14 protein-coding genes are annotated in these 15,586 nt (G+C 63.9%); 8 read left to right on the forward strand and 6 right to left on the reverse strand.

Annotated elements, in window-relative coordinates:
* Positions 1-26: 26 nt before the first annotated feature.
* The 5 genes from F8G81_RS02380 to F8G81_RS02400 all read right to left on the reverse strand — a co-directional run bounded on the left by F8G81_RS02380 (position 27) and on the right by F8G81_RS02400 (position 5,142).
* Positions 27-1,265, reverse strand: coding sequence for an IS110 family transposase (locus tag F8G81_RS02380; protein ID WP_267276214.1), 1,239 nt, complete (start codon positions 1,263-1,265; stop codon positions 27-29).
* Between the two features lie 352 nt (positions 1,266-1,617).
* Complete coding sequence (locus F8G81_RS02385) at positions 1,618-1,830, reverse strand: dodecin (protein WP_267277444.1); 213 nt, start codon at positions 1,828-1,830, stop codon at positions 1,618-1,620.
* 80 nt (positions 1,831-1,910) lie between these two features.
* A complete protein-coding gene (locus F8G81_RS02390; protein ID WP_267277445.1) occupies positions 1,911-2,831 on the reverse strand; it encodes a carbohydrate ABC transporter permease in 921 nt (306 codons plus the stop codon).
* A 9-nt stretch (positions 2,832-2,840) separates the two neighbouring features.
* Positions 2,841-3,794, reverse strand: a complete 954-nt coding sequence (locus F8G81_RS02395; RefSeq protein WP_267277446.1) for a carbohydrate ABC transporter permease — start codon at positions 3,792-3,794, stop codon at positions 2,841-2,843.
* Positions 3,795-3,837: 43 nt separating this feature from the next.
* A complete protein-coding gene (locus F8G81_RS02400; protein ID WP_267277447.1) occupies positions 3,838-5,142 on the reverse strand; it encodes an ABC transporter substrate-binding protein in 1,305 nt (434 codons plus the stop codon).
* Between the two features lie 385 nt (positions 5,143-5,527).
* Between F8G81_RS02400 and F8G81_RS02405 the strand changes: the two genes are divergently transcribed.
* From F8G81_RS02405 to F8G81_RS02415, 3 genes are read left to right on the forward strand one after another with little or no spacing between them, the layout of a single operon-like run.
* Positions 5,528-6,460 carry a PmoA family protein gene (locus F8G81_RS02405; protein WP_267277448.1) on the forward strand — a complete coding sequence of 311 codons (933 nt, stop codon included), beginning with the start codon at positions 5,528-5,530 and terminating at the stop codon, positions 6,458-6,460.
* Positions 6,457-8,037, forward strand: a complete 1,581-nt coding sequence (locus F8G81_RS02410; RefSeq protein ID WP_267277449.1) for a glycoside hydrolase 43 family protein — start codon at positions 6,457-6,459, stop codon at positions 8,035-8,037. Before F8G81_RS02405 ends, F8G81_RS02410 begins: the two co-directional genes overlap by 4 nt.
* Positions 8,034-9,071 (forward strand): LacI family DNA-binding transcriptional regulator, encoded by a 1,038-nt coding sequence (locus F8G81_RS02415; RefSeq protein ID WP_267277450.1) that lies wholly within the window; start codon positions 8,034-8,036, stop codon positions 9,069-9,071. The genes F8G81_RS02410 and F8G81_RS02415 overlap by 4 nt, the downstream gene beginning before the upstream one ends.
* 102 nt (positions 9,072-9,173) lie before the next feature.
* Here the strand turns inward: F8G81_RS02415 and F8G81_RS02420 are convergent, their stop codons facing one another.
* Positions 9,174-9,884 (reverse strand): FadR/GntR family transcriptional regulator, encoded by a 711-nt coding sequence (locus F8G81_RS02420; RefSeq protein WP_267277451.1) that lies wholly within the window; start codon positions 9,882-9,884, stop codon positions 9,174-9,176.
* 147 nt (positions 9,885-10,031) lie between these two features.
* On the opposite strand from F8G81_RS02420, the gene F8G81_RS02425 reads away from it, so the two are divergent.
* From F8G81_RS02425 to F8G81_RS02445, 5 genes are all read left to right on the forward strand, one after another.
* Positions 10,032-11,513 carry a four-carbon acid sugar kinase family protein gene (locus F8G81_RS02425; protein WP_267277452.1) on the forward strand — a complete coding sequence of 494 codons (1,482 nt, stop codon included), beginning with the start codon at positions 10,032-10,034 and terminating at the stop codon, positions 11,511-11,513.
* A gap of 158 nt (positions 11,514-11,671) precedes the next feature.
* Positions 11,672-12,580 carry an NAD(P)-dependent oxidoreductase gene (locus F8G81_RS02430; RefSeq protein WP_267277453.1) on the forward strand — a complete coding sequence of 303 codons (909 nt, stop codon included), beginning with the start codon at positions 11,672-11,674 and terminating at the stop codon, positions 12,578-12,580.
* A 139-nt stretch (positions 12,581-12,719) separates the two neighbouring features.
* Positions 12,720-14,186 (forward strand): GntP family transporter, encoded by a 1,467-nt coding sequence (locus F8G81_RS02435; protein WP_267277454.1) that lies wholly within the window; start codon positions 12,720-12,722, stop codon positions 14,184-14,186.
* The gene (locus tag F8G81_RS02440; RefSeq protein WP_267277455.1) at positions 14,186-15,049 is read left to right on the forward strand and encodes a class II fructose-bisphosphate aldolase; all 864 of its coding nucleotides are present in this window, start codon (positions 14,186-14,188) and stop codon (positions 15,047-15,049) included. The genes F8G81_RS02435 and F8G81_RS02440 overlap by 1 nt, the downstream gene beginning before the upstream one ends.
* A gap of 30 nt (positions 15,050-15,079) precedes the next feature.
* Entirely contained in the window at positions 15,080-15,484 is a 405-nt protein-coding gene (locus F8G81_RS02445; RefSeq protein WP_267277456.1) for a DUF1304 domain-containing protein, read from the forward strand.
* Positions 15,485-15,586 lie beyond the last annotated feature (102 nt).

Genomic DNA, 15,586 nt, shown 5'->3' on the forward strand with positions numbered 1-15,586 from the left:
CCAACTAATACGAAAGTGGAGGTGGGTTAGGCTGCGGTGGCCGGGGTGATGGTGACGTTGTAGCCGAGGCTGTTGAGTTGTTTGATGGCGTTGTTCTTGGCCCGGGATGGGTTGAGTCTGGTGTAGTGGTCGGCGCCGGGGTCGGTGTAGCACTCGCCGTTGGTGAGCATGTGCCAGGTTGCGGTGAGGATGGAGTGCTCGACGGCGACGAGGGCTTTGTTGCGCCCGCTGCGGGCGGTGATGCGGTGGTATTTCGCGGCGAGGTAAGTGTTCTTCGAGTGCGCTGCTGACATGGCGGCGGTGCCTAGGGCTCCCTTGAGGTATTTGTTGCCGGGCAGGATGTGGGCTGATTTGATCCGGCCGGCGGATTCGTTGGCGCTGGGGCAGACGCCGGTCCAGGACGCGAGCCTACCGGGGGTTTCAAAGACTGTCATGTCTCCGCCTGTTTCGGCGATGATTACCTCGGCGACGCGTTGGGAGACTCCGGGGATGGTGGCCAGGGCTTCCCTGGCGTCACGAAAGGGCTCCATCGCCTCCTCGATCCGTGAAGTAAGTGCCTGGATGGTTCGGGTATGGGCATCGATCTGGTCCAGGTGAAGCCTCGCCATGAACGCATGGTGGGGTTTGAACCTGCCGGTGAGTGCATCAACGAGAGCCGGGATTTTTGAGCGCATCGTTCCACGGGCCATGCCGGCCAGGACTTCCGGGTTCCGCTCTCCGTTGATGAGGGCTTCGAGCATGTCCCTGGAAGAGACCCCGGTCAGGTCAGAGACCACCGAGGAGAGCTTGATCCCGGAGCTCTCCAGGAACTTCTCCAGGCGCTGGATTTCCCGGGCGCGGTCCCGGGTCGCGAGGGCACGGGCCCGGGTGAGGTCCCGCAGTTCACGGATCGGTTCTGGTGGTACGAAGGAGGCGCGCAGCAGCCCATGCGCTGCCAGTTGCGCCAGCCAGGCAGCGTCTGAGACATCGGTTTTACGGCCGGGGATATTCCGGGCAGCTTTGGCATTGACGAGCATCACCGGCAGCGTCTCCTCGAGCAGATAGAAGAAGGGTTTCCAGTAATCACTGGTCGCTTCCATCACGACGGTAGTGACGTGCTCGTGTTCCAGGAACTCGCGCAGCTCCAGGATCGATTGCGTCGTCGCACCCCAGGTCGTGACCTTTGACGTGTACGTCCCGGCCCGGGCTCCGGGCACCCGAACGCAGACCTTCGCGTCCCGTTTGGAGATATCCATCCCCGCAGCGCGTTCATGCACGATGTCCATTCCGGCTTCCCTCCAACACTGCTAGACGGCTATGACAGTGTCAGTCTCGGGGAGGACAGGGAAATCATTCAGGAATCTAATACCCGTGCTTCAAAGCAACAATCCACGGTTCCCGTGGAAGCCCTCCACACCACGCTGACTCACGGACTCAGGGCACCAAGTTGGGTCGGCGTTGACCGAGACGGACACCACCATGATCACCCCACCAGCCCAGTCAGGACCAGAGTCTGGGCGGGCCGAACGCATACTTTCCCTATCCCACGGCGCGCCAGCGACGCTCATCCGCTGACTCGCAGTTAACGTCGTCAAACTGCTTTTTAGCGACGTTAACTGCGAGTCAGATTGGCAGGGGCTAGTGTTCTTCCAGCCGGAAACCGAGTTTGATGGTGACTTGCCAGTCGGCGATTTGGCCGTTTTCCAGGTGGCCGCGGATCTCCTTCACTTCGAACCAGTCCAGGTTGCGCAGGGTCTGGGACGCCTTGGCGATCCCATTCCGGACGGCGTCGTCCACGCCCTGGGTTGAGGTGCCGACAATTTCAGAAATGCTGTACGTGTGATTGGACAACTTCGCTCCTCGTGATCGCCTTCGATTCCCGGTTGCGGGTCCTTGAAGACTAGTAGGACTTCGCGAGCCTTGGCCAGAGCTTACTTGAGCCCAGTGGTGGCGATGCCGTTGATGAGGTACTTCTGGCCGGCGATGAAGAAGCCGATGATAGGGGCGATGGAAACCACGGACATGGCAAACATCGGTCCCCACATGCTTTGGCCCTCGGAGTCCATAAAGGCCCGCAGGGCCAGCGGGACCGTGTAGAGGTCCTGGTTCTGGATATAGAGCAGTGGCCCGAAGAACTCGTTCCAGGTGGAGATAAAGGTGAAAATGGCGGTGGTGGCCATGGCCGGAACGCACAGGGGGAGGATGACCCGGAGGAACGTCCGGAACGGGCCGCAGCCGTCAATCTGCGCGGCGTCGTCGAGTTCCTGGGGCAGCGCTTTCATGAACTGGACCATGAGGAAGATGAAGAACGCGTTGGTGGCCATGAAGTTCGGCACGATCAGCGGCAGGTAGGTGTCCAGCCAGCCCAGCTGGGAGAAAATAATGTACTGCGGCACCAGGAGCACATGGCCCGGCAGCATCAGGGTCCCGAGCATCAGCGCGAAGAACAGCTTCCGGCCGGTGAACTCCATCCGGGCGAAGGCGTAGGCGGCCAAGGCGCACGAGAAAATGTTGCCCACAATGGAGAACACCACAACAATCAGCGAGTTGATCAGGTAGACGTGGAACGGCTGGTTCAGGGCCGTCCAGCCCTGTTCATAGTTACTGAAATCCCAGTTCTCCGGCCACAGTCCCAGCTGGCGGAAGATGTCGTTGCTGGGCTTGAATGAACTCGAGATCAGCCACAGCAGGGGATAGAGCATCGCCAACCCCACCAGGCAGAGGATCAGGTGGCGGGAGAAGCGTTTGGCTGGAGTGCCGGTGAGGGCATCTTCCGGGGAGTTCTTTTCCTGCTTGCGCTGTTTGCGCTTTTTGTCTTGCTTGTGCTGTGCCGGTAGTTCGAGGAGAGCCATAGCGTTGCCTTAATTGTCGTAGAAGACCCAGAACTTGGATGCGATGAAGTTGATGGCGGTGAAAATCGCAATGATCATCAGCAGCAGCCAGGCCATGGCGGAGGCATACCCCATCTCGAATTCGGTAAAGCCCTTCTGGTACAGGTAAAGGTTGTAGAAGAGCGTTGAGTCGGCCGGACCACCCGTGCCGCCGCTCATCACGTAGCCCTGGGTGAAGGTCTGGAAAGACCCGATGAGCTGCATGATGAGGTTGAAAAAGATGATGGGGCTGATCAGCGGCAGGGTAATGCTGCGGAACTGCCGCCACCTCGACGCCCCGTCTATGGACGCGGCCTCGTAGTACATGGAAGGCACCTGCCGCAGCCCGGCCAGGAAGATCACCATGGGCGACCCAAACGTCCAGACGTTCAGCACAATCAGGGTGCTGAGCGCGAACTCGGGATCAGTCACCCAGGCGGGGCCCTGAATTCCGAAGATACCCAGGAATCCGTTGACAATCCCGTCGTTGCCGAAGATGTAGCGCCACAGCATCACGATGGCAACGCTGCCGCCCAGCAGGGAAGGCAGGTAGTAGACAGAGCGGTAAATCGCCAGGCCCTGAAGGCCCCTGTTCAGCACCAAAGCGATCAGCAGGGCAACGGCCAGCGAGATCGGCACGGAAACAAAGGTGTAAACGAACGTGACCTTCAGGGACTGCAGGAGCCGCGGGTCCTCGAACATGGCCTGGAAGTTGGCCAGCCCCACAAAGTTCGGCTCGGTAAACAGGTTGTAGTCCGTAAACGCCAGATACAGGGAGGCGAAGAACGGAATGATCGTGAACAGCATGCCTAGGAACCACGGCAACAGGAACAGGTAGCCGGAACGCTGATTGGTGCGCCGAGAGCTGCCCCGCCGGGGCTTGCCGCCACCTGCTGTGGCCAGGGCGGCGGCGGCCCCGGGGGCTTGTTTGGTCAGCACTGACATCCGTCAGGCTCCTATCTGCGTGTTGGCGGGACTCACGGCGGAACTACTTATTGATGGCTGCATTGCTTTTCTCGAGGAAGGTCTTGGCGGCATCTGCCGGGCTGACGCGTCCAAACTCCACTTCGGTGGCGAGCTGCTTAAGAGTGTCGGCCACCACGCTGGCGCCCTTGGGGTAGACGTAAGCGGGCGGCAGATCGTCCTCCTGGATGGCGGCCACCATCTCCACGAACTTCGTGTCGTCCGTTCCAAGTTTCGGCATGATGGCATCGGCCACCTCCGGGTTGATCGGCACGCCGCGCTGGGTCAGAGTCTCCGCCGCACCATCAACGTCGTTGATCAGGAAGTTCACCAGCTTGGCGGCTTCCTTCGGGTGCTTGGACTTTGCGGCCACCGACCAGAGCATGCTCGGATCTGCGGAGTAGCCCCGCCGCTTCTCCGTGGTTTCACCCGGCATCCGCAGCAGGACGAGGTTGCCGCCGGCGGCCTCGTTGTAGCCGCGGAAGTTGTTGATGGGGATGATCTGGGACGCCACGGTTCCCTTGGCCAAGTAGGACTGTGCTGGCGAGCCGCCGATCTGTTCAAAGAATCCTGCCGGCGGGTAGCCCCCGGCGTTGCGAAGGTCGACGCTGTATTGGAACCATTCGCGGATGGTTTCCTCGCTGACTCCGAGCTTGTTGTCCTTGGTATAGAAGTCCTCGCCCCGCTGCCGAGCGAACAGAATCGGGCCTGTTTCGGTGGCAACGTCGTAACCGGCACCGTAGATCTTGCCGCCGGTCTTTTGCGTCACCTCGGTGGCGAACTTGGCGTAATCCTCCCAGCTCCAGGTTTTGTCATCGGGAATGGCTACACCGGCCTGGTCGGTGATGGTCTTGTTGACCACCATGCCAATGAGGTTGACGCCGGTGGCCAGGCCATACAGCTTGCCGTCTACCTCGCCGCGGCTCTGGATGGTCGCGGGAATGTTGTCGAGCTTGATCTCGGGCAGCGACTTCAGATCCGCCAGCGTGCCCCGCTGCGCATATTCCAGCAGGGACCTGTTTGCCATGTTCAGGACGTCCGGTGGATTGCCGCCAGCGAAACGGGTGGCTAGCTTGTCCGCGTAAGGTCCGCTGTCCTGATACTCGCTCTTAACGGTGATGCCCGGATTCTTCTCCTCGAAGGTCTTGATCGCGGCATCCGTCATCTTGGCGCGGTTGGAGTCACCCCAGTACACGAAGTTCAGTTCCACATTGCCCCCGGAGCTGGGCGAGGATGCCCCGGCGCAGCCACTGAGGGCCAGGCCCGCGGCGGTCACCGCTGCGCCCAGGATGATCCTGCGCGGGATGGGGGTGCTTGCTGTCTTCTTCATTGAATGACGCCTCTCTGGAGGTGCAGTGGTTCGGTATGGACATTGGACTGTGCGATCCATGACGGAAAGTTTCTGGGTAGTTAAAGCAAAACGCCCCGCGATCCTTCCGCGCCATCGTGCTGCTGTTCGCAGAAGGAAATATGAGTAAACGATTTCTAGCAAGAAAACTGTGTGACTGTCAACACAATTTCTTTAGGCTGAAGGTAACGATGCAAAGAAACTTTCCGCATGGCTTGCCGAAGACTTTCTGCATCGCTATGCTGATCCCCACAACGCTGATCCCACGCCTGATTCCCGTACGTGATTTCCCACAGCGGAACCGTTGCGGCCCCACAAGTCGTGGCCAATGCCGATGACAATGAAATAAACCAGAAGGAGGTCCCAGGTGATCCCCTCCCCGTCGGCTGCCCTGGCCACAAACCGGCCGTCGGCTCCGCAGGCCCTGGTGACTCACAGCACCGGTCGGGCGCTGCCAGTCACCAGCGCTCCCCGGCCATACCTGCACCCGATAAGATCCCTCGCCGGTACCGCCGTCACCGAAGCGGAGCCGGCGGACCACCCCCATCACCTGGGGCTGTCGCTGGCATTCTCTGACCTCAACGGAACAAACTTCTGGGGCGGGTCCACTTTTACGCCGGGCCACGGGCCCAAGCTGCTTCCGAATCATGGCACCCAGGTCCCGTGGGGCTGGCAGCACACCACCCGCGGAGCCGCTGGGAGCGTGACCTGGCGGTCCAAGAGCGGAAAGGAAGTTGCCCTCGAGCGGCGGAGCTTCCACTACCTCGGCCATCCGGACCCCAAAACCTGGAGCCTCTCGGTTGCCTCGGTGATGGTTCCGGGAGCCGACGTGGAGGAGTTGGTGGTGTCGTCGTCGGCCGTTAAGGGCCGGCACGGAGCCGGCTACGGCGGAATCTTCTGGCGGTTCGGCGCATGCGCCGGTGACCCGGTGATCCTCTCCGCCGCTGGAGACGGCGAAGCTGCCGCCCACGGTTCACTGTCATCCTGGCTCTCCATCTCCATGAAGAACGACGGCGAACCCGTCAGCGTGGTGCTCTTCCAGGAGGTCCGTGAGCCCCGGATCCCTGCACGGGGCAGCGAACGCCTGCTCCCGTGGTTCGTCCGGGCGGACGGCTACCTCGGAGCAGGACCCGCCGTGGCTTGGGCCGAACCGGCACGGGCCACCAGCGACCATCCGTTGAGGCTGAGCCTCAACGCCGTAATCCATGACGGTCCCGTGGACACCAGCACCCACGCCCTTGAACTAATACAGCAGCACCCCCGAATCAGCCACACCAGGACACCAGACAGGACGCCATGACAACCCGGCCCCCCACACCCGTGTACACCAACCCCGTCCTGAACGGTGACTGGCCTGACCCCGACGCCGTTCAGGTTGACGGGACCTATTACCTCATCGCCTCGAGCTTCAACCGCGTGCCAGGTTTGCCTGTCCTGCGGTCCCGGAACCTCGTGGACTGGGAACATGCCGGACACGCGCTCGCCGAACTGCCGCAAGGCAGCCACTACTCCCTGGTCCGGCACGGGAGCGGAGTGTGGGCGCCGGCGCTGAGGTATCACAACGGCCGCTTCTGGATCTTCTACCCCGATCCGGACCACGGGATCTTTGTGCTCAGCGCGGAAAGGGCAGAAGGGCCGTGGAGCGCGCCGCACCTGCTCTACGCCGGGCGCGGCCTCATTGATCCCTGCCCGTTGTGGGACGAGGACGGCGAGGCCTATCTGGTGCACGGCTGGGCCCAAAGCCGGATCGGCGTCAAAAACCGGCTCACCGTCCATCGGATGAGCCCGGACGCCGGCAGGCTCCTTGACCATGGCACGCACGTGGTCAATGGTGCCGACCTGCCCGGCTACACCACCCTTGAGGGCCCGAAGTTCTACAAGCGTGACGGCTGGTATTGGATTTTTGCGCCGGCAGGTGGCGTGGCAACGGGCTGGCAGTCGGTGTTCCGCTCGCGGTCGCCTTTCGGCCCGTATGAGGAGCGCCGGGTACTGGAGCAGGGGGAAACTGCAGTCAACGGGCCGCACCAGGGGGCGTGGGTGACCACTCCCGAGGGTGAGGACTGGTTCCTGCACTTCCAGGACCGCGGCCCCTACGGCAGGGTGGTCCACCTCCAGCCGATGGGCTGGTGCGCCGACGGCTGGCCCTGGATGGGAGAAAGCCCTGACGACGGCGGCACGGGAGTTCCGGTGGCCAGCCACACCTACCCGGCAGGTACCGTCCCTGAGGACGTGGCTCCACCGATGAGCGACAATTTCACTTCCCCCTGGCTGGGGCCGCAGTGGCACTGGCAGGCGAATCCGCGGGAGTCGTGGTCGTTCCAGGGCGGGGGAGGGCAGCTGGTCCTCCGTCCGCAGGCCAATGATCCCGTGAACCTTCGGGAACTGCCCAACGTCCTGGGCCAGATCCTCCCCGGCACGCCGTCTACCTTCACCACGGTTCTGGAGCTTGCTGATGTCCCGGAGGGCACCCGCGCCGGGGTGGTGGTTCTGGGGCAGCAATACGCGTGGCTGGGCATCATCAGGACCGCCGACGGCTATGTCCTGGGGAGCGGAAAGGGCGGAGAAGGCCCGCACGAACGGCCGCTCGGACGCCGTATTCCTCTTGACAGCCCCAGGATTGAGCTCCAGATCCGCACTGACGGGACTCCCCGGTCCACCTTCGCCTGGCGGGCAGGGGCTGGCGAACCCTGGGAGGTGCAGGGCTGGAATTTCGATGTAGTCCAGGGGAAGTGGATCGGCGCGGAGCTCGGGCTGTTCGCGACGTCACCGCTGGGCTCGCAGGAAAAGGGCAATGTTATCGTTGGACCCGTGCGGGTGGATACTGCGCCGGTCAGCCGGCCGGCTCCCCGGCATTACGCCGCAACTTCCTCCACATGACCGCAAGGACCGCCCCGTTGAGCCCCACTCCGCGTCCCAAGATCGCCGACGTGGCCGTGGCGGCAGGCGTCTCAGTTCCCACGGTGTCCAAAGTCCTCAACGGCCGTTCGCACGTTTCCGAGGCCACCCGCGCCCGGGTGCGGAAGGCGCTGGAAGAGCTCGACTACACCAAGCGGAACGTCCCCGCCACCCAGCCGGGGCTTCTCCAGCTGGTGGTCAACAACTTCGATTCACCCTGGGTGCTGGAAATCCTGGAGGGCGCGGAGGCGGCGGCTGCACGGCTCGGCTACTCCGTGGTCTACACAAGGGCTGAGCACGCGAGCGCTGAGAACTGGCGCAAGCTCAGGGAATCATCAGCCAACCGGCTCGCCGGGGTGGTGCTGCTCGCCCCGCGGATCGGCTCAAAGCTGGTGACCACCCTGCGCAGCCTGAACATCCCGGCCGTGGCTGTGGACCCCGAGGGCAGCGAGGGGCTCACCATTCCCAGCGTCAGCCCGGCGTCGTTCTCCGGAGCTCTTTCAGCGGTGGGGCACCTGCTGGGACTTGGGCATCGCAGGATTGGCATCATCACCGGCCGCGGCCATGGTTCCGGCCACAGCCGGGCGCGGTATGCGGCGTACGCCGCCGCCCTGCATGAGGCAGGGCTGCCGGTCCTGCCGGAACTGGTGCGCGACGGCGATTTCAGCATTGAGGCGGGAGTGCGGCACGGCGGGGACCTCCTGGACCTGCCCCAGCCTCCCACCGCCATTTTCGCTGCCAACGATCTCCAGGCGCTCGGTGTGATGAATGCAGCCGCCCAGCGCTCGCTGAAGGTACCGGCGGACCTCAGCATTGTGGGTTTTGACGACATCGCCCAGGCCGCGCTGATGTCGCCGCCGCTCACCACCGTTCGGCAGCCGCTGGCCCAGCTGGCCTCCATGGCAGTGGGTATTCTGGCCGAGCAGCAGGAGCAGCAGGGCCCTGCGGTTCCGGCGGCATTGGAACTTGCCACCGAGCTGGTGGTCAGGGGAACCACCGCGCCGCCCTTACGTTAGGCGTCCCTGGCCCCCTCAACCGCAAGAGTTTTTGTCCATTTGTGGCGACTTCCGAGGCTCGGAAGTCGCCCGACCTGGACAAAAACTCCAGGCGACTGAGCGCTAAACCTTAGGTGCGCCCAGCACCAGGTTCTTGAGGTCGTCCAGGGTCTGCTGCATGTGGTCATCCATGGCTTGCCGGGAACGTGAAGGGTCCCGGGATTCCAGGGCCTCCGCGATGTTCTGGTGGTGCGCGATGGCGTGGACCTGGATCTCCGGCACCGCCGACGTTTCGGCCCGGCGTTTTGCGAGCACGCGGTGCAGCGGTTCGAAGAGTACCGCCACAAAAACATTCTCGGACGCGTGCAGGATGAGGTCATGGAAGGCCAGGTCGGCTTCCACAAACGCGGGGAGGTCGTTGACTTCGTTGGCTGCGCGCATGGCGGCCACACACTTGTAGAGCGCCTCGACGTCTGCGTCCCCAATCCGGCCGGCTGCCAGCTCGCAGGCTCCCGTCTCCAGCATCCGGCGCAACTCGATGAGCTGCACGGAGGCGTCAGCCTCGTTTTTCCCTTCGGAGGCTGCGCGCAACACCGCTTCGAGGGACGCCCAGCGGTTGAGCGGGTTCACAAAAGTGCCGCGGCCGCGCTCGACGCTGAGGATGCGCTGCGCTTCCAGGGTTTTCATGGCCTCGCGCACCGTCATCCGGCTGACTTCATGCTTGGCACTGAGTTCATGCTCTCCCGGCACGCTGGCTCCGGGCGGAAACTCTCCCGCGATGATCCGGTCCAGAAGCTCGTCGGCGACTACACCGACCAGTGATTTCCGTGCCATGCTTCCCCCTCTTAGCCCTGCCTAAATATGTCTGACAAGTCTACTTGCGCGTTCGAATGTGGTGTGCCACACTTTTGCTAAATGTTAGATGTCAGACATCTTACAGATGTGTTTCCATCAATGATTCGACCCACAATGGAGTGAACAGTGAAGCTTGAAGCAGACGTTCTGGCCGCCTTTCCGGCCGAGGTCCGGATCCCAGCCAGGCTGGTTGCCGAAACCCTCGCCGCGTCCAATGCAGAAACTCCCGGCATCCTTGTAGTGCTCGACGACGACCCCACAGGAACGCAGTCCGTTGCGGACCTTCCCGTGCTGACCCGCTGGGATGTGGAGGACTTCACCTGGGCCTTCGCACAGGCCAAGCCGGCCGTTTACGTCCTCACGAACACCCGCAGCCTGGATCCGGCAGAGGCAGCTGCCAGGAACGCGGAGATCGTCCGCAATGCCCTGGCCGCCGCGGCGGATGACGCGCTCCGTGTCCGCTTTGTCAGCCGCAGCGATTCCACCCTCCGCGGCCACTACCCGCTGGAACCTGACGTCATTGCCGCCACCGTTGCTGAGGTGAGCGGTGGAGACACGGATGGTGTGGTGCTGGTTCCCGCTTTTCCCGACGCCGGCCGCGTCACCATCGGCGGTGTCCACTACATGCGCGGAACCGGGGAGGACGCCGTACGCCTCACGCCGGTATCGGACACCGAATTCGCCAGGGACGCAAGCTTCGGCTTCGCCAACTCCGAGATGGCCAGGTATGTGGAGGAGAAGTCAAAGGGCCGCTTCGCAGCTGAATCCGTGATTGTCCTGGACCTGACCATCATCCGTGCCTCGGCAGACCCGCAGGTCACCGCCGCAGCCATCGCCGATGCCATTGCGCCTGCCGCGCACTCCACGCCCATCGTGGCGGACATCGTCACCGAGAATGATCTTCGCGCCCTTTCGTTGGGCCTGGAAGAGGCCGAACGGCGCGGCAAGAAGCTGCTGTACCGCGTGGGCCCGCCCTTTGTCCGTGCCCGCATCGGCCAGGAGATCCGCACCGAACTCAGCGGGGCCGAAGCTTACGCGGGAAACACACCCTCGATGGCGGGCGGCCTGATCGTTGTCGGCTCGCACGTGGGTGTCACCACGCGTCAGCTCAAGGCCCTCACGGACCAGCACAGCGCCGCGCGGATCGTGGAAATCGACGCCGAAAAGCTGCTTGCCGCCGAAACCGAAACGGGCAGTGCGGCTGCCTACCTCGACGAAACAGTGGACACGGTAGTTGACGCTCTCCACGGCGGTGACGTCATCGTCCATACCAGCCGCCTGCTCATCAAGACCGATGACCCGGCCGAAAGCCTGCGGATCGCACGCACTGTATCCGCCGCCGTCGTCGCCGTGGTGAACCGGACACTGAAGACCTTTCCGCCGCGATTTGTCATTGCCAAGGGCGGCATCACCTCCTCGGATGTTGCCGCACACGGGCTCGAAATCAGGCACGCCATTGTCCGGGGCCCCATGCTTCCGGGCATCGTCTCGCTTTGGGAGCCGGTGGACGGTCCCGCGAAGGGCATTCCGTACATCGTGTTCGCGGGCAACGTGGGTGACGACGACTCCCTGGCCCAGGTCACCCGCAAGCTCAGCAACACCTTCTAATCCCCACCGGCTCCCAACCCTCGCAAGTCCGCACCGGCTCCCAACCCTCGCAAGCTCGGATCGGGGCCCTCGCCGGCGCGGCTCCCCGGATCGGGGCCCTCGCCGGCGTGGGCCCACCACCTCCCTCTCTAACCACCACGTATTCAACGGAGAAAACAATGTCTGCAAACTACAAAGTCACAGTTCTCGGCCTTGGCGCCATGGGCCTGCCCATGGCGACGCGCCTGGCGAGCCAGCTCACCGTCCACGGCTTCGACATTGCCGGGCCGCGCCTGGCGCTCGCCGAAGAAGCCGGAATCCACACCTTCAGCTCAGCCCGCGAAGCTTCCAAGGGTGCCGACGCCCTGCTGCTCGCGGTCCGCAACGGCGAACAGCTCAACGATGTCCTCTTCGGCGAGAACGGCGTGGCCTCCGTGCTGGAGCCGGGTGCCGTGGTGATCCTCGGCAGCACAGTGGGCACGGAAGCCATTCCCGCCACCGTAGACCGCCTGGCCGAATACGGCGTCGAGCTTGTTGACGCACCCTTGTCCGGCGGGCCCAAGCGAGCCGGCGAAGGCGACCTGCTGATCGTCGTGGGTGCCTCGCCCGAGGCCCAGGAAAAGGCCCGGCCCGTGCTGGAACTGCTCGCGTCCACCCTGACCATCGTGGGCGACAAGCCCGGGGACGGCCAGGCGCTCAAGACCGTCAACCAGCTCCTGTGCGGCATCCACATCGCCGCTGCCGCAGAGGCCATGGCCCTTGCCGACGCGCTTGGCCTGGACCAGGCCAAGACCCTCGCCGCCCTGGAAGCCGGCGCGGCCGGGTCCTTTATGCTCTCCAACCGCGGCCCCCGCATCCTGGAGGCCTACACGGAGGACGGCGCTGAAGTCCTGTCCCGCCTGGACATCTTCGTCAAGGACATGGGCATCGTGGGCAAGGCCACCCGCGCCGCCGGACTGGCAGCCCCGGTTGCCGCTGCAGCAGAACAGCTCTACCTTCTCGGCCAGGCCCAGGGCCTCGCTGCAGCCGACGATTCCGCCGTCATCAAGGTGGTAGCGCCCACAAAGCGCACCGCGAACCAGCCGTAACCGCCCCCAAGCCCGACGACGGCGGTCCCCCCTCCGCCGTCGTCGTACCACCCCGAAGTACTCCCTTTAAATCCCTGAAAAAACCTGCGCCCGATTGCCTGTCTTCTGGAAGACTGGCTTGTCAAAGGAGACACCCCCAATGAACCCCCTGACTAACTCACTGATGGTTCGGGCGGCCGACGCCCCTGCCATCAAACCAGCTGTGGAGCTGGGTACTCCGCTGCTGCTTACCATCGCCGCCATTGGCATCGCCGTCCTCCTGGTGATGATCATCCGCTTCAAGATCCAGGCCTTCGTGGCCCTGCTGACCGTGAGCATCATGGTGGCCGTGGCCGCCCAGATTCCGCTCAAAGACGTCTTCACCGTGGTGGCCACCGGCGTCGGCGGGACCATGGGCAAGGTGGCCCTGCTGATCGCCCTCGGCGCAATCCTGGGCAGGATGATCGAGGTCTCAGGCGGCGTCCAGTCGCTGGCATCGCACTTTACGGAGAAGCTTGGCGCTAAGCGCGTGGCCGTCGCCCTGACCGCCGTGGGCTTCCTCGTTGCCATCCCGGTCTTCTTCGAGGTGGGCATCATCGTGCTGGTTCCCATCGTTTATGCCTTCGCCAAGATCGCCAACGTGCACCCGGTCAAGTTCGGCCTTCCCATGGCCGGCATCATGCTGGCCATCCACGTCGCCGTCCCGCCCCACCCCGGCATCGTGGCCGGCGCCGGTGTCTTCGGCGCCGACATCGGCCTTATCACCCTTATCTCGCTGGCGATCTGTGTGCCCCTTGGCTTCCTGTCCTACTGGGTGGCCAGCATCATGAACCGCAAGGAATACGAGCTGCTCCCGTCCGTCAAGGCGCAGGTGGACGAATTCGGTTCCGATTCCCTGGTGAAGGTTGGCCACGAAGGCCCCGGCGCCCTGGCCATTGCTCCGCCCCGCCCGGCCCTGATCATCTTCCTTATCGCCGCCCCGATCGTGCAGATCCTCATCGGCACCCTGGGCACGCTCACCATCCCCAAGGACAACGGCCTGTACGGGCTGGCGGCCTTCATCGGCAACCCGTTCTTCGCCCTCCTCGTCGCTGTTGGCCTCTCCTTCTTCCTGCTGGCTGTCCGCCGCAACTGGTCGCTCAAGGAAACCGGTGAGATCTTCGAAGGTGCACTCCCTCCCATCGCCTCCATCTTGCTGGTGGTTGCCGCCGGTGGTGTGTTCGGTGAAGTTCTGCGGACCTCGGGAATTGGCGCCGCGCTCTCTCAAACCCTGGACCACCTCGGCCTGCCGGTCATCGTCCTGGGCTTCGTGATCTCGCTGGCCCTGCGTGCTGCACAGGGCTCAGCCACCGTCGCGATCGTCACCACCACCGGCCTGCTCACCTCCGCGGTGATGGAAGGCGGCTACTCGCCGGCCCAGATCGCCGTGATCGTCATCGCCATCGGCTTCGGCTCGCTGGGCCTGTCGCACGTGACCGACGCCGGATTCTGGACAGTGGTGCGCTACTACGGCCTCACCGTCTCCGACGGCCTCCGGACCTGGACCGTCCTCACCACCATCCTCGGCCTGGCCGGGTTCATCCTCACCTTCGTAGCCTGGATCCTGGTGGGAGGCCTGGGCGTCTAATGCGCACCCGACTTGACCCCCTGGTTACCTCCACGCTCCAGCAGGGCTCCGCAGTTCCGGCCTTCACGTGCTACGACTTCACCACCGCCATGGCTGTGGTGGGTGCGGCGGAGGAAGCCGGCCAGGGCGTCATCCTGCTGGTGGCACCCAAGACAGCCGGAACCGTCAACGGCCTGCGCCTGACCTCGGCCCTCCGGGGCCTGGCGGACGCCGCCGCCGTCCCCGTGTCGGTGCAGCTTGACCATGCATCGGATCTGGGTGTGATGATCGACGCCGTCGCCGCGGGGGCGGACTCCGTCCTCGCGGACGGCTCGTCCCTTCCGTATGAGGACAACATCGCGCTGGTCCAGGCGGCGCGCTCGCTGCTGCAGGCAAAGGGCTACGCCGGCATCGTCCTTGAAGCGGAACTGGGTGGACTGGCCGGTGACGAGGACCGCGCATTTGGTGCGGACCAGGCCGGCGTCGCAGTGGCTGGCCTGACTGATTCCGCCCAGGTGGAGGACTTTGTGGGCCGCACCGGCGCTGAACTCCTGGCCGTAGCTGTGGGCAACGTGCACGGCAAGTACAAGGGGGAGCCGCAGCTGCGGTGGGACGTGCTCCAGGACATCGCGGTGCGGACCCACATTCCGCTGGTGCTGCACGGCGCATCAGGCATCCCGGCCGATGAACTGGTCAAAGCCGCGGCCATGAACGTGGGCAAGGTCAACTTCAATACGGAACTGCGCACGGGCGTCCTGTCCACGCTTCAGCAGCACCTTCCCGGACACCGCGCCGACGGCGAAAACCTCCAGGGCCTGCTGGGGCATTGGAACAGCTCGGCGCGGGGGTTCGCCACGGGCGCGCTGGGTATGCTCACGCGCTGACCGTGAGGAATGGGAGGTTAGGATCAAGCCATGATCCTGGCCTCCCTTCTTTTTGCCTTCATTGCAGCTGCCCTCCACGTGTACATCTTCACCATGGAGTCCCTGACCTGGACCACGCCCGCCACGTGGAAGCGCTTCGGCCTGGCTTCCCAGGCTGACGCCGAGACCACCAAGTCTCTGGCCTATAACCAGGGTTTCTACAATCTGTTCCTTGCCATCGGAGCGTTCATCGGCGTCGGCTGTGTGGCATTTGCGTCCCAGGGCTCAGCCCAGGCGGTGGTGGGCTGGACGCTCATCTTCAGCTGCTGCGGCTCCATGCTGCTCGCCGCGCTGGTGCTTGCCCTGAGCGGGAAGAAGAACCTCAGGCCTGCAACCATCCAGGGCACCACTCCGCTGTTGGCCGTTGTGCTCGGGATCCTTGCGGTAACCCTCTAAGCGCGTCTCGACTTCAGCAGGCCCCTTGCTGGCCGCCGCCGCGCCTCGGGCGGACAATGGAGCTAACAACAGCATCCAGTGTTCGTAGGGACCGCACGTGAG

This window comes from Arthrobacter sp. CDRTa11, assembly GCF_026427775.1.
Lineage (GTDB): Bacteria > Actinomycetota > Actinomycetes > Actinomycetales > Micrococcaceae > Arthrobacter.

Coding starts and splice junctions, on each gene's coding strand:
- F8G81_RS02390 (WP_267277445.1), bottom strand. CDS start 2,831: ATGGCTCTCCTCGAACTACCGGCACAGCACAAGCAAGACAAAAAGCGC.
- F8G81_RS02430 (WP_267277453.1), top strand. CDS start 11,672: ATGTCTGCAAACTACAAAGTCACAGTTCTCGGCCTTGGCGCCATGGGC.
- F8G81_RS02380 (WP_267276214.1), bottom strand. CDS start 1,265: ATGGACATCGTGCATGAACGCGCTGCGGGGATGGATATCTCCAAACGG.
- F8G81_RS02410 (WP_267277449.1), top strand. CDS start 6,457: ATGACAACCCGGCCCCCCACACCCGTGTACACCAACCCCGTCCTGAAC.
- F8G81_RS02395 (WP_267277446.1), bottom strand. CDS start 3,794: ATGTCAGTGCTGACCAAACAAGCCCCCGGGGCCGCCGCCGCCCTGGCC.
- F8G81_RS02420 (WP_267277451.1), bottom strand. CDS start 9,884: ATGGCACGGAAATCACTGGTCGGTGTAGTCGCCGACGAGCTTCTGGAC.
- F8G81_RS02415 (WP_267277450.1), top strand. CDS start 8,034: ATGACCGCAAGGACCGCCCCGTTGAGCCCCACTCCGCGTCCCAAGATC.
- F8G81_RS02440 (WP_267277455.1), top strand. CDS start 14,186: ATGCGCACCCGACTTGACCCCCTGGTTACCTCCACGCTCCAGCAGGGC.
- F8G81_RS02400 (WP_267277447.1), bottom strand. CDS start 5,142: ATGAAGAAGACAGCAAGCACCCCCATCCCGCGCAGGATCATCCTGGGC.
- F8G81_RS02445 (WP_267277456.1), top strand. CDS start 15,080: ATGATCCTGGCCTCCCTTCTTTTTGCCTTCATTGCAGCTGCCCTCCAC.
- F8G81_RS02435 (WP_267277454.1), top strand. CDS start 12,720: ATGAACCCCCTGACTAACTCACTGATGGTTCGGGCGGCCGACGCCCCT.